General features: G+C 43.1%; 12 protein-coding genes and 1 pseudogene. 1 reads left to right on the top strand and 12 read right to left on the bottom strand.

Annotated elements, in window-relative coordinates:
* Positions 1 to 127: 127 nt before the first annotated feature.
* From PseudUWO310_RS23765 to PseudUWO310_RS08130, 9 genes and pseudogenes are all read right to left on the bottom strand, one after another.
* On the bottom strand, positions 128 to 436 hold the full coding sequence (locus tag PseudUWO310_RS23765; protein WP_317845552.1) for a DUF4351 domain-containing protein: 309 nt from the start codon (positions 434 to 436) through the stop codon (positions 128 to 130).
* A gap of 6 nt (positions 437 to 442) precedes the next feature.
* Positions 443 to 1024, bottom strand: a pseudogene (locus tag PseudUWO310_RS23760) (Rpn family recombination-promoting nuclease/putative transposase); the annotation flags it as partial.
* A 130-nt stretch (positions 1025 to 1154) separates the two neighbouring features.
* On the bottom strand, positions 1155 to 1592 hold the full coding sequence (locus tag PseudUWO310_RS08160; RefSeq protein ID WP_190315947.1) for a hypothetical protein: 438 nt from the start codon (positions 1590 to 1592) through the stop codon (positions 1155 to 1157).
* A gap of 278 nt (positions 1593 to 1870) precedes the next feature.
* Positions 1871 to 2971 carry a WG repeat-containing protein gene (locus PseudUWO310_RS08155; protein ID WP_142600187.1) on the bottom strand — a complete coding sequence of 367 codons (1101 nt, stop codon included), beginning with the start codon at positions 2969 to 2971 and terminating at the stop codon, positions 1871 to 1873.
* A 72-nt stretch (positions 2972 to 3043) separates the two neighbouring features.
* The gene (locus tag PseudUWO310_RS08150) at positions 3044 to 3460 is read right to left on the bottom strand and encodes a hypothetical protein (protein WP_142600186.1); all 417 of its coding nucleotides are present in this window, start codon (positions 3458 to 3460) and stop codon (positions 3044 to 3046) included.
* An 88-nt stretch (positions 3461 to 3548) separates the two neighbouring features.
* The gene (locus PseudUWO310_RS08145) at positions 3549 to 5816 is read right to left on the bottom strand and encodes a DUF1796 family putative cysteine peptidase (RefSeq protein WP_142600185.1); all 2268 of its coding nucleotides are present in this window, start codon (positions 5814 to 5816) and stop codon (positions 3549 to 3551) included.
* Positions 5817 to 6027: 211 nt separating this feature from the next.
* Positions 6028 to 7311: a Glu/Leu/Phe/Val family dehydrogenase gene (locus tag PseudUWO310_RS08140; RefSeq protein WP_142600191.1), complete on the bottom strand. Its 1284-nt coding sequence runs from the start codon at positions 7309 to 7311 to the stop codon at positions 6028 to 6030.
* A 398-nt stretch (positions 7312 to 7709) separates the two neighbouring features.
* Complete coding sequence (locus PseudUWO310_RS08135; protein ID WP_142600184.1) at positions 7710 to 8108, bottom strand: hypothetical protein; 399 nt, start codon at positions 8106 to 8108, stop codon at positions 7710 to 7712.
* Positions 8109 to 8200: 92 nt separating this feature from the next.
* Positions 8201 to 8794, bottom strand: coding sequence for a hypothetical protein (locus tag PseudUWO310_RS08130; protein ID WP_142600183.1), 594 nt, complete (start codon positions 8792 to 8794; stop codon positions 8201 to 8203).
* A gap of 262 nt (positions 8795 to 9056) precedes the next feature.
* Between PseudUWO310_RS08130 and PseudUWO310_RS08125 the strand changes: the two genes are divergently transcribed.
* Positions 9057 to 11681, top strand: a complete 2625-nt coding sequence (locus PseudUWO310_RS08125) for a DEAD/DEAH box helicase (RefSeq protein ID WP_142600182.1) — start codon at positions 9057 to 9059, stop codon at positions 11679 to 11681.
* A gap of 264 nt (positions 11682 to 11945) precedes the next feature.
* On the opposite strand, the gene coaBC is transcribed toward PseudUWO310_RS08125, so the two are convergent.
* From coaBC to PseudUWO310_RS08110, 3 genes are all read right to left on the bottom strand, one after another.
* Complete coding sequence (gene coaBC / locus PseudUWO310_RS08120; protein ID WP_142600181.1) at positions 11946 to 13151, bottom strand: bifunctional phosphopantothenoylcysteine decarboxylase/phosphopantothenate--cysteine ligase CoaBC; 1206 nt, start codon at positions 13149 to 13151, stop codon at positions 11946 to 11948.
* Positions 13152 to 13157: 6 nt separating this feature from the next.
* Positions 13158 to 13661, bottom strand: a complete 504-nt coding sequence (locus PseudUWO310_RS08115; RefSeq protein WP_142600180.1) for a hypothetical protein — start codon at positions 13659 to 13661, stop codon at positions 13158 to 13160.
* Positions 13662 to 13786: 125 nt separating this feature from the next.
* Complete coding sequence (locus PseudUWO310_RS08110; RefSeq protein ID WP_142600179.1) at positions 13787 to 14194, bottom strand: EVE domain-containing protein; 408 nt, start codon at positions 14192 to 14194, stop codon at positions 13787 to 13789.
* Between the last annotated feature and the right edge of the window lie 217 nt (positions 14195 to 14411).

Here is a 14411-nt window from a genome sequence, read left to right as displayed (position 1 = left end):
AATATTTCTAAGAAATGGACAATGCCCATTCGCGATTGGAAACCCGCCCTTAATCGATTTGCTATCCTCTTTGAGGATCGTCTCCACATCTAGCTTCTAGACTTTACACAAAATGCTTGACAGTCTCTTAACGTGCCAGATGTTTTTTTATCCAAGCGCTTAAATCGGCAGATGATTGCAAGTCAAAGATTGCTTCGGCTAAATCTTCTAGCTGTGCGACAGACAATTTAGGAATCTGAGATTTTATTCTGGGGGATATTTTGCCAAATTTGCGAGTTAGTTGGCGTAGTAACATTGCCGACTGACCTTTTACCAAGCCACGCTGTTCACCAATTTGTAAACCGCGCTGTTCGCCAATTTGTAAACCCTCTTGTCGCCCCTCCAGTACTGCATCTTGGTAAACGCGGGTCTTCTTTAGATCGCTGTGACTAAACATGGCTTCAACCTCTTGACGACTTAGTTTTGGGAATTTATATACTAGTACTGCTTCTATGAATTCTACTACGCTATCTCTCAGTTCGGTGTTTGTTTCTTGTTCGACTTTTTTAGCTAGTTTTCTGGCTATGGTTGGTGCTTTTTTCTCTGATGCCAAAATTAGCTGAATAATCTCGATCGCATGGGAATTTGTTTGTTGCCGCAAGTCTTCTAGATATACGCGCTTAATTCGCCCTAAGTTGATTAGGTCTTGGCAGAATTTGTCGGGTGTTGGTTCGCTGTTGTGTTTGGCGAATATGGCTACGGCTTGCCAGTCTTGGATCGGGCGATATTGGTTGAGATAGAGGAAGATTTCCGCTAGAAATTCACTGTAGAAGTCTTCTTTGAGTTGAAATTGGACTTCTGCTAAAAAAATGGGTTTGTCGTTGGCGGTGGGCATGAAGATCCCGTCAAACCGAAATGCTTTTTCTTTGATCTAGGCTGAGCTAAATTTGTATCCTTCTGCTTCTGCGATCGGGCGATCAATTAGCTCGAATAGTAGGGTGTGGAAGGTTTGGAATAGTTGGAAAAATAGGGTGTCCGTTCGCATGACGGTTTAGTTTAGCATGGTGGCTAACCATTTTAAAGAGCGGTGTGTTGTCTTTCGTTAATAGACTATAGGATTATGCGATCAGGCTAGGCGATTAAATTAGTATGCCTAGATACAGAAATAGTGAATTTCAAGAACAACCAATACCACTATTAGAGTTGGGATCTATAAGTTTATACTTTTTATCTCCTATAACTCGTGTTAACTCCAATAATCTCTCTTCATCTTGCTTGGAAATAGATTTATATCCTGAATCTTTGAATACATCATTTTTCATGCCGTATTCGTTTATCCTAAGCTTACCACTTCCATAACCAATACTATGTAGTGAACCTTCAAAAACTGCCCAATAAGGATAGTCACCAGTTACAAATTGTCTATCATCTGGAAAACGTTTCCATTTTTCTTTAGATTGTTCCTTAAGAAAATCTAAGATTTGAGCAATATCTTCCTTGTTATCAATGCACCAATATTTTCTTTCTCCCAAGGTTCGCCGTAGACGAATATTTCTAACTTCACCAAGATTCGGGATTTTAGGATAATAATCATCATCATTAATCCAAACCAAAAAGAAATATAGAATCACGATTAGGACAAAGCAAATTAAGGCTTTTATTTTACACATTTACTTCACAACAGAGATTTTTTCGGTGATATTCCTGAATAGAGCGATCGCTTGTAGATTCTTGCATATACCATTTTAAAATCGCTTGTTCAGTTTATGAATTATTACTAGAAAATAGGCGATCACATCTCAATCCAAGAGAAAAATGATCGCTTAAAAATCAAAAATATTTCTAAAGCTAAACCAATATATTTTTGCGAAAAGTCTAAGATATAGCGATCTCAATTGGAATCAAAGACGAATTTTCCTTCTCTATCAATGTATCCACTTTTAGATCCCCAGAAATCTGTCGTAATCACAGGTGCTAATCCATTCTTGAAATTCAGAGCATGTGTAAATTGAGCTTGAATCACCATTTTACCACTTTTATCAATGTATCCCCGTGGATATCCCCAATTATTTCCGATTGATACTGATGCAAGACCTTCAGAAAAAGAATCGGCATCATCATACTTATAAGGAATTATTTCTTTGCCACTCTTATCAATATAAGAAAATTTATATGTATTATTCCGAACTGGCGCTAGACCTTCGTTAAAGTTTCCAGCATAATAATAATTTGGAGAAATAACTATGTTGCCATTTTTATTTATATAGCCATACCTTTCTCTGATTCCGATACTTGCAAGCCCCTCATGAAAGCTACTAACAATATCAAATTGAGTAGGAATAATGATCTTACCTTCTTTATTAATGTATCCCCATTTATTTGAAATTTTAACCCCTGCTAAGCCATCATGAAAAGGCAAGATGTCCTCTAATTCATAATAATCTTTATCTCCATAAGAAGAAAGAAGTAATTTTCCAGCCTTATTTATGTAGTTAAGTTTACCTTTATATTTAATATTTGCAAAACCATCAGAAAAAGCATGAGCTTCGTCAAAAACAGGAGAAATTATTATTTCTCCTGTTCTATTTATATATCCCTTCTTATTATTCTGCTGAATAGACGCTATCCCTTCCGAAAAATTTGTTGCATAGTCATACTGAGGAGTAATAACTAGATTCCCTTGTATATCTATGTAGCCATATTTACCATCTAACTTAACCCATGCTAGACCTTCTGAGAATTCACCCGCATTATCAAATATAGGCTTGATGACAACCTGTCCCAAAACATTAAAATATCCAATTTTACCTTTTGAAGAAAAACTAAATCTGTGAAAAAGAGATGAAGGATGTATGGCATGTTTAGAGGACTTTTTGCCAATATCTTGTTGGTTTATAATAAGTGCATTTATAGTGAATAAAATCAAAGCAAAAAATGAAAATAAAAGAAGAAGATATTTGAGAAATTTTTTGCTTTTTACAGTTTGTTTCATTTTATAGATTACACTTTATTACAGGACAAAAGGATTATGCGATCAGGCTATAAATCAGTTGGTCAATTCGAGTTACAAATTTTGATGGTATATCACCGCGTAAACCATAATTACTCTATTATTTTTATGTAAGAGAGAAACCTGCCAAGAAGTACTAGCTATAAAATATGAGTGAGTTATTCCGCATGACAAGAAATCTCCTCTAACAATAGTTTGTTCGCCGATTAGATGCCCATTGTCGTCTCTTTTTTCAACAAAAAAACCGTTTTTTATATCTTCACAACTAAATTTACTGTCCCTCATGATCTGCCTTGCTTGCTGAATCGAAATACCAAGTGGGATGAAGCGACTTACTTCTTTTTGCATTTCCTCTTGAGTTTTAAGCAATTGTATTCCTTCCTTTGGAGCTGGTTGACAAGCCCCAAAGGAAAATGTAAGTAATAAAAGAATGAATGATTGTCTTACCAGATATTTCATCTTCTCAAACATGCTCTTACGTTACTATGACTAAGTATACTAAAACCTAGGCAGAGAATCGCTTTGCGATTCTCTGCCTAGGTTTTAGCTTTGCTTGGAGTTAAGCTTCAGGGTTGGGCGGACACCAGAATAGATTTTGGCTAGATATACCGAGAGATTCAAGGATTTCCTTCATGGCTTTCGTGCATTCCATCCAATACTCTTGACTGTCATACATTCCATCGGGACTGAAATAGAGATCGTAATGCAATAAATTGGGAATATTCGCGAACTCATCGGATGCTTGCTTGGAAATGAGCAAAACTCGGAAGGGCTTACCTTGACATTTAATTGTCAATTTATCGATTAAGTCGATTACATAGTCTCGATTAGTGACACCAGTGCGGATAAACAGTACTTCATCACAATGTTTGAGAGTGTATAAAAATCTGCTTGCCCTTGCTGAGTAGCGAACTCGCATTCTCTCGTGAATAGGATGTATGTTATTTACAGGATCTTCATTATCTTCGACCTCATGCCCGAAGGATAGTCCAGACCACTTAGAATGGTAGATCCTTCTCTCTTGGGGATTGTAATGGAGATAAGCAGGATTCCACATGTCTTTGAAGTCATTGACTACCAGATCGGTCACATCACCGAGATTGGTGGAACGGGTCAAATCAAAGGGAAAGGCTGGCCCATCATATTCCATTTTATACAAAAGCATTCTGGCGGCACAACGATCGCCTAGAGGTAAAATCGCAATCCGATTGATTTCTGACAATTTACACTTGTATTTTAGTAACATCGTCGATTTGGCGGGAGCTTTGACTCGACTCTCCAAACCGCGATCGCCGATCATCATCGTGCGAAATGGTGCATCGGGATGAACGGGATCGTGATAGACTCCCGCAGGCATCGCCGCTAGCGCTGACCGAATCTCTTTCCACATCGGGTGGATATTGTATTCTTCATAGGATTCGTTGATGATGCGAATTGTGCGATCGCTTTCTTTGAGAATGCCTAGATGTCCGTCGTAGTAGAGGATTTCCGCATTTTGAGGAGCAAAAAACTTGAGGGCAGCGCAATACTGAAGATCGACTCCAATCGGAACATTTACTGTATTTTCAATTGAACCGTTAAAGCCCACGGATAGGATTGGCAAAACTCCTAGCTCATCATTTTTGGAAATGTATGATGTGCCAAAAGTTAACCCTGCTTTGCGTTTTAGGGCTTCTTGTAATTCTTTCCAAGTGGCGGTGATGTTGTAGGGATATGCCGAACCGTTGATAATTCGCAGGGTTTGAGCTTCGGGACAGGCAAGGATTTGGAAACCAAATTTATCCTTGTAAACGCGGATCTCTTCTAAGTTTTTGTGATCGGTCTTGGTTTGGAGCGTCTTGAGGCGATCGCGTTCCATCTGAAACAAATCCAGATTAATGGACTCAAACATCATCTGATGTCCTAGGGTATTGGGGTGCGCCACATCTGTATATATTTCAGATTTCCATCCCCCATAGCCATTATCCAAAGCATCAAGCCAATTGAGCATCGGCACTGACCAACCCAGCATTCGATGATGGGTATCGCGCAATAGCCAGTTATGCTCAGGATGGTAATCTCCATGGGGGTATAGACCTCCAATTATCGGGATCGCGCCCAAATCTTGGGTCATTTTGATGAGTTGTAACAGCCCGCTCTCAAAGCGACGCTGGACGGCTCGGCGATCATGAGGACGACAATAGGCTAGCCCTTCGTTGCCAAGGGAAAGGGCAATAATCACGATATCTGGCTTCTCTGGTACAACTACCGATGCGAAGCGCTCGATCGTACTAGTGACATTCGCCCCTAACTGCGATCGGTTGATCGTTTGATGCCCATACTTTTCGCTTAGGGCTTTTCCGAGGTGACTTGCCCAGCCCTTTAGTAGCCAAGCACTACAGCCCAGTGCCACAGAGCTACCAATCACTAAGACCTTCAATCCATCGGGCGAAAGTGGCGCTGGAACTGGAGCGATCGCTTTTTCAAAATAGCCGTAGGGATAGGCATTAATAAACCCAAAGGGGGTATCATCAACGATGATGGTTGAAGTTTTGGAGTTAAGGTATTCTGGCTCTATGGGAACCCAGCGATTAGCACCATCATCGGTCTCCCATTGCGCTTTGCCATCCGCATCGATGCGCACATATTTATATTCAATTTTCTCCTGCAATTCAGGCAAACTAGAAGCATCAATTGCGACATCTATCCACCAAATTGGATAGCGATCGCGCGATGTTTGTAAAGGTAAATATTTTTTGGTATTCCACAACCCTAACTGAGGAATCGAGCCAACTATGCCAATCATTTCTCCATTTTGGGTGGAAGCCTTTACCTGAAATCTGTACATAGAGATATCTTCTCGGAGTAGGGGGAGCTAGTATTTATGCCTATTAGGGGTTGCGCAACCGCCTTAGGTATGATCTCTTTTTTAAGTTATCACTTATTGTCCTTTAAGTCTGTTTTAGAAATTACAGCTATACCGAGAAAATATGAGAAAAAGAATTGGTGGCGTTTTGCGCCACCAATTCTTTTTCTGGATCCTCTATTAATCTTGATGACTATTGAATGAAATAGGTGCGAGTTCCTTTTGCCTCGATCGCTTCACTTAGTCTCGTCAAGGCATGAATATAGGCAGCAGTGCGCATTGAGGTTTGTTTTCGATCCGCGATTTTCCAAATGCTTAAGGTCTCGGCAATCATGCTGTGTTTGAGGCGATCGTTCACCTCTTCCAACGTCCAATACAATCCGCTCCGATTCTGTACCCATTCAAAATAGCTAACAGTGACCCCGCCAGCATTTACTAGGATGTCGGGCACTACCACAATTCCTCGCTTCTCTAAAATTGCATCCGCCGCAGGAGTTACAGGTCCATTGGCAATCTCAAAAATGTACTTAGCACGAATATCGTCGGCATTGCTTTCAGTGATTTGGTTTTCTAAAGCTGCGGGGATCAAAAAATCCACATCTAGCTTTAGCAATTCCTCATTCGTGATCCTTTGATGATCGACGATATTGCACAATGTATCTTGACAATACACCGCTTGAAAAGTGCGCGTCGAATTTTTATATTGAATAATACTCGGTACATCTAGCCCCTGCGGTGCATAAATTCCACCTTTAGAATCGCTGACCGCCACAACCCTATAGCCAGCCTTGCTCAGTAGATCGGCGATCGCCGATCCCACATTGCCAAAACCCTGCACCGCCACGGTGGTTTGTTCTCGATGCATTCCCAATAGGGGCATGAGAGTTTCGATCGCAAAAAATGCACCCAAGCCCGTTGCGGTTTCTCGACCTAAGCTGCCGCCCATAGCAATCGGTTTGCCAGTAATCGCCGCAGGACAAAGCCGACGCTGAATATTGTTATACTCATCGACCATCCAACCCATGATCGTCTGATTGGTTTGGACATCGGGGGCGGGAATATCCACATCAGCACCCATAAAATCAGCGATCGCATTGATATATCCCCGACTGAGTCGCTCTAGTTCAAATTTAGATAGTTGTTTGGGATCGACCGCTACGCCCCCCTTTGCCCCACCAAAGGGCAAATTCACTGCCGCACATTTAAAAGTCATCCAGAATGCGAGGGATGTCACCTCATCCATATTGACATGGGGATGGAAGCGGATTCCTCCTTTAGTGGGACCCCGCAAATCGTTATAGCGCACGCGATAGCCTTGAAAAACTTTTAAGGTTCCGTCATCCATCCGCACGGGAATAGAAACTTGCAAACTCGCTTTTGGCGATTTGAGGCGCTCGATCGCATCCTCAGAAACATCAACATGGGCGATCGCATCGGCTAGTCGTTGACTTGCCTGCTCGAATAAAGACTCTGACATCAAACTTCCATCCCTAAAACGATTTAAGTAGCTGGGCATAGTTACAAACCCAAATCTAAACCTGTAGCGCAAGCGCAGCGTGCGCTACAGGTTTAGAGTCTTTATATTTAATTGCACCCAGTTACTTAGTAGCGATCTTGATCGTATAAGTAACTGGACATAATTAAATTAAAATCCCAAATATGGGTAATGGTGCAAAGCACCATCACCCATATTTGGGATGTCAAGGCTATTAGTAAAACTCTCTCCCCTTTTCTTAAAATGCAAGAAGAGAAGTTTGGCTCGAAGCGCCAACTTTCCCTTCATTGTCCTAATGCGAGTGGTGATAGCGCTTTAAGTAGCTAAGAAAACCTAGAAGAGCATACCGCCCACCTAGCGGGCGGTATGCTCTCTGGTTTTTAGTAGATTTCCAAGCGCATTAACATTACTTCAATGCGATCTTTAATCTCATCTCTCACTTGTCGATAGGAATTAATCGAAGAGGGCTGAAGCGGAGATAACAGCCATTCATCAAAAAACTGTCTCATCATCCAGTCATCGGGTAGCCTTGTGCCAGTGCTTCCAAGCGAGACTACCGCATCAAAGCTATTGGGTTGATAATTGTCGAGTAGTTGGGAATCATTTTTGCTGATATGCAAACCAACTTCATCCATTGTCTGAATTACATCTTGAATCGATAGATTGTCTTCCCACCCACAGCTATTAATAGCGATCGCATCCCCGACATAGTGGCGCATCCAAGCTTCTGCCATAAGTGCGTATGTCCGATTTTTACAGACAAACATGATATTCTTCATTAAGATTGAGGTTCCTCCTGTTTTAGAGATGTTAGATTTAGCTTTTAATTCACAAAATTGTTGTCACACTTTCGTGAATTGGGATAAGTACTTCAGATTGCTAATGGATAGAAGCAATCTTCAACGCCGTTGTATTGCCATGCAATACCTTCAGGATCGTGCTTCTTCGCCCAATTAGAAAAAGTGCTTTTATCCTTCTTTTGATTTAATGTCCGCAACTCGACTTTTAATCGATTCACCATTTCTTCAACACTCAACGCGTCTACAAGAGGAATCTCTTTTTCTGGCTTGTTGTCAGATTTGTTGTCAGATTTATTTTTAGTCGTTGCATTAGTCGTTGCATCAACTGCGGAAATACTTGCGATCGCGGTTTCACCCTCAATATTAGAAATCGCCCCCCCTAGAGAATTTCCCAGAGAATTTCCTAGAGAATTTCCCAGAGAATTTTTCAGAGAATTGCGATCGCCATCTGCCAATTTTGCCTCAATCGCTTCTATCCGTTTTAACAACTCGTCATAGCGATCTTCTGGCTGGATTGCTGGTGTCGCAATATCCTGTTGCAGGGCTTGCGTCAATAGGATTTCAACCATCGCCGCCATGCCCATCTTGGTTTTTTGAACCCGTTCTTCTAACTGATCCAGTAATGTATCAGAGAGCCTTACATTTAACTGCCTTTTCTTTGCCATTGACGATACCCTTGATGATACCTTTGTGCTATCAAATGCTAGCATAAGCTATTTTGCTATTAAAAGCTAGCATTTGTTAGCAAAAAAAAGTAAAAAAAATTGACGCAAAAACTTTCAAGGCGATCGCCAATTACTAAACTCTTGTCCCGCTTCGCTCTGACTCATTCCTGCATAGGTTAATATAAGAGATTAAGCAGCTATCCCTATAGCGCTTTATTGATGACCTAAAAATTTCCAGTATACTTAATTCAGGCAGAAGTGCGTGCAAGCATTAGACCCACAAGAACTATATCCCTTTGAACTTGACCCGTTTCAATTACAGGCGATCGCCGCATTGCAAGCTGGTAAGTCGGTCGTTGTTTGTGCGCCAACAGGTTCAGGCAAAACCTTAATTGGTGAATATGCAATTCACGCCGCCTTAGCTGGCGAACGGCGCGTTTTTTATACCACTCCCCTCAAGGCTCTCTCCAATCAAAAGTTACGGGACTTTCGCCAACAGTTTGGTGATGATAACGTCGGCTTATTGACAGGTGACACATCCGTTAATCGCGATGCACCGATTTTGGTGATGACCACAGAGATCTTTCGGAATATGCTCTATGGCACACCCATCGGTGAAGTTGGCACATCTCTAACAGATGTCGAAGTAGTAGTACTTGATGAGTGCCACTATATGAACGATCGCCAAAGGGGAACGGTATGGGAAGAATCGATCGTCTATTGTCCTGCGGAAGTACAGTTGGTAGCGCTATCGGCAACCGTCGCCAATAGTCAACAATTAACCGACTGGATTCATAAAGTGCATGGCGATACGGAGTTAATCTATTCTGATTTTCGTCCCGTTCCCCTCGAACATTCCTTTTGCAGTAGTAAGGGCTTTTTCCCTTTACTGGATGGTTCCAGTCAAAAGATCAATCCGCGTCTCAAGCCCCTCACCAATAAGCCACTGTCCAAAGAAGAAAGACATAAAATTGTTCCCTCGATTGGAGCCGTCATCTCCCATCTGCGACAACGGGATATGCTCCCTGCCATTTACTTCATTTTTAGTCGGCGCGGTTGCGATAAATCGGTTACGGATTTAGGAAATGTTTCCCTCGTTAATGCGGAAGAGTCCCTTAGACTCAAGCCTCAAATTGATGCGTTTATTGCGGCTAATCCAGAAATTGGCAAGCCAGCCCATATTGATGCCCTCTATCGTGGTATTGCCGCTCACCATGCTGGAATTTTACCCGCGTGGAAAGGTTTTGTGGAAGAACTATTTCAACAAGGCTTGATCAAAGTCGTCTTTGCCACGGAAACCCTAGCGGCGGGAATTAATATGCCAGCTAGAACTACGGTCATCTCTAGCATCTCGAAGCGTACCGATCGCGGACATCGGTTGCTTAATGCTTCGGAGTTTCTGCAAATGGCAGGGAGAGCGGGAAGGCGGGGTATGGATGAAGTTGGCTATGTCGTAACGGTGCAAACTCCCTTTGAAGGAGCTAAGGAAGCCGCAAATCTGGCTACATCGACCGCCGATCCCCTCGTCAGTCAGTTTGCTCCCAGCTACGGCATGGTCATGAATCTCCTCCAAACCCATTCCCTCGAACAAGCAAGGGATCTAGTCGAGCGCAGTTTTGGGCAATATCTTGCCGATCTCAACCTTGCACCCCAAATCCAGAATCTGGAATCGGTAATGGAGCAGATTGCTAAATTAGAAAAGGATTTAGCAAATATCGATCTGAAGCAGTTAGAAATTTATGACAAACTGCGCGATCGCTTGCGCGAGGAAAAACGTCTTTTAAAAATGCTGGCGCAGCAATCGGAGGAAATGCGTTTAAACGATCTCGCATCCTATGCTCCCTACCTACTATCGGGTTCACCCCTAACGATACGTACTCACAAAGGCACGATCGTCCATACCGTTCTGGCTGCCAAGGTTCAGGGTTCGGGACAGTTTCCTTGGTTTGTCTGCCTCGGTTCTGACAATCGTTGGTACACATTGGGATATAAGGATATCGTTCAAGTCGGAACTGATTTATTACTAGATGGAGATATCGACTATCCGAGTAAGTTGCCCTTACGTCCAGGACAGTCCATTGAAGGGGATGAAGCGAGTTTAGCGATCGCTCAAAACATCAAGCCATTGCCCGAATCAGCACTCGCACCAGAAGTTTTAAAGCAGCAAGCGCGAGTCATTGCCATCGAATCGGAAATGAACCGTCATCCTGTCTCAAAGATGAGCGATCGCGGTGCAATATTTAAAAAAGTAAATCGTCTCGAACAATTGCAACGTCAGATCGACTTCCAGCAGAAGGTGGTTAACGAACGTCGTCAAAGGCATTGGCAAGAATTTATGAGTCTTGTCCATATCTTGCAAGCCTATGATTGCCTTCAAGAAACTCAACCTACCGATCGCGGCAAAGTCGTGGCAGCCCTACGTGGTGAAAATGAGTTATGGTTGGCTTTATGCTTGATGTCGGGAGAAATGGATAATCTTGCTCCCCATCACCTTGCTACGGTCTGTGCGGCGATCGTCAGTGAAAATAGCCGTCCCGATAACTGGATCAAGTTCGGTCTATCACCAACGGTCGAGGATGCTCTAGATGGATTACGCGAAGTGCGTCGTCAGCTTATGCAGGTGCAGCGCCGTCACTTGGTGGATATTCCCGCATGGTTAGATTATGAATTAACTGGACTGGTCGAGCAATGGGCTTTAGGAATGGAATGGTCAGAGCTATGCCAAAATACCAATCTCGATGAAGGTGATATCGTTCGCCTAATGCGTCGCACGATCGATTTGCTATACCAAATTCCCCATGTGCCAAATCTACCGATACATGTCTATCAAGCCGCTAAGCAAGCTGCCCAATTAATAGATCGCTTCCCCGTCAATGAGGTAATTTAGAATCCAAGCCCAAAAGTAAAAGCCTTGCGTAGCAAGGCTTTTACTTTTGGGCTTGGAGAAAAGGTTTGCTATGCAAATCCTTTCTCTAAGCCCGTTTTATACCAATTCCCAAAAGTGTGGCTACACTTTTGGGAATTGAAAAACAAACCCAGTAAGGGTTTTAAAATCACAAAATGGCTACGCCATTTTGTGATTTGGCATTAAAAATAGATCCAAAAGATGATTGGCGGCGCTTCGCGCCGCCAATCATCTTTTTGGGGGTGGCTATGACTGTAAAAAATCGAAGAGACGGTGGGCGAGTTCGAGCTTAGAACAAATAGGCGTAGATTGCCTATGCCCATTTTTATGGATGAAAGTAGCTTGATTGGTATCCGTACCAAAGCCAGTTTGCAAACTATTCACCGCATTAGCAGCGATCGCATCTAGCCCTTTTCGCGCTAATTTTTCTTTTGCCGCAGCAACGACCTCTTCTTCATCGCCAGTTTGGGCAGCAAAGCCTACTAATATTTGGTCAAGACGTTTGCGGCTGGCGAGATCCGCCACGATATCGGGAATATATTCAAGTTGTAGATTTAAGGGTAATTCTGATTTTGGTAATTTGCGATCGCTGGTGATTTGAGAACGTACATCGCCAACTGCCGCCGCCGCAATGGTTATATCGGAATGAGGAAATTCTTCCAGCATGGCTCGGTGCATTTCTGCGGAAGTGCGGACTACTTTCACCACTGGTGGCAATTCGCCCATCGGGAGCGGAGAACTGGCGGTACTTATGAGAGTAACTTTTGCGCCACGGTGAATAGCGGCTTTCGCGATCGCGATTCCTTGTTTCCCCGTGGACGGATTACCGATAAATCGCACGGGATCGATAAATTCGCGGGTTCCACCTGCATTAACTAAAATATGTTTTCCTTTTAAATCTTGTTTTCCACCAGTCAAGAGAAAGGATTCAATATATTCGAGAATTACTTCTGGTTCCGCCATTCTGCCCGTACCCACTGCATCGCAGGCGAGAATGCCATCGGTCGGCGCGATCGCTGTATAGCGAGAATCCTGTAAGACTTTGCGCCAATTTTCCTGCACTGAGGTTTGCAACCACATGGTTGTATTCATCGCGGGTGCAAAGAGCATCGGACAGTTAGAAGCTAACACCGTATTAGTAAGTAAGTTGTCCGCCATGCCATAGGCTAGCTTGGCTAGGGTATTTGCCGTCACAGGCGCTAGCAAAAATACATCCGCCCATTCTGCTAACTCAATGTGTAATGGTCTTCCATGACTGGGTTGCCAAAAATCAGCATCGGTATAGGCGGGTTGGCGAGAGAGCGTAGCAAAGGTTAAAGGTGTAACAAATTCCGCAGCCGATCGCGTCAAAATTACCCGCACTTCAATTCCGCGTTTGGCTAGGCTAGAAACTACTTCGCAAACTTTATAAGCGGCAATGCCTCCAGAAATTCCAATTAGTACGTGATTCATGACAGTCTAAGGGGCAACATAACCTTGAATATTTTCAGGACGGAGAGGACGCATGAGTTGATTCGCTCGGACTACCTCTTGATCCGTGCCTTGGACGACGATTAAATATTTACCTTCATCGAGGCGATTGCGAAGGGGAACGGAATCGCTACTGGTTGCCACGCCAACACCACCACCGACAAAGAGACTTCCCATTGCGCCACCAAATGCCCCTAACAAACCACCGATCGCATGATTGCCGATGCTCCCAGCCCAAGCGAAGGTATGCAGGTCAGTAACAAGACTAAAGCCAATCCCTGCCAAAAAGCCAAATGGAACTAACCAATAGGACATCAAGTAAGCTTGTTTTCGTCCTTGCACTAGGGGATCGATAAAGCCAAATTCCTCAGCGCTTTTATAACCCTTACCTAAAATCGAAATTGCGTGCATGGGGAAGTTGGCTGATTCGAGTCGCGTATAGACCTCCTCCGCCTTCATGCGATCGCTCCAAACACTGACTAAATAGTTCATATACTTAATAAATCAAAAAATAAATCAAAAAAATATAGCTATCGCCAAGTGTATCAGGACATAAAACCAAAAAGAGGAATGCGGCGCTTCGCGCCGCATTCCTCTTTTTGGTTCGGGCGATCTGGCTAAATATTTGCGAGTTTTAAAATCCTTTGCCAATGATCCTCAGATACGGGCACGACGGATAAACGGCTAATCCGAATCAGATCGAAACCTTCAAAGTCAGGGTCTTGTTTGATTTGAGCGAGAGTTACAGGCTGAGGTAGCGATCGCAATGCCTTCACATCAACGACCGCACGTTTTGGATCCTCTAGTTTCGGATCGGCATAGGGCAAGGAGATTACTTCCGCAATCCCCATAGCGCGACGTTCATCTCCCGTGTGATAAATCAGGGCTAAGTCCTTAGGTTGCATTGTCCGAATATGTTTCAAGGCTAAATTATTATTTACTCCATCCCATATCGTTTGGCGATCGCGCTCGAGATCGGCATAAGAATAAACATCGGGTTCACTTTTAAGCAGCCAGTAAGCCATTATGCAGATCCTGAAACTCCTAACACATTATAAGTACATCAAGCCCTAGCGAAATATATAGCGATCGCCAAATGTACTAGGACATAAATCCCAAGAATTGACTGGCGGCGCGAAGCACCGCCAGTCAATTCTTGGGATTTAATTTTTCCTAATTCAAGTGGCTGTAGCTATAGGTGCGCGTAAATCCATCCCAAGCGGTTAATCCTTAAAAAGATTG

It is taken from the genome of Pseudanabaena sp. UWO310, assembly GCF_006861605.1.
Classification (GTDB): Bacteria; Cyanobacteriota; Cyanobacteriia; order Pseudanabaenales; family Pseudanabaenaceae; genus Pseudanabaena.
Note: the sequence above shows the minus strand (reverse complement) of the source record. Positions and strands in the feature narration are given on the sequence as shown.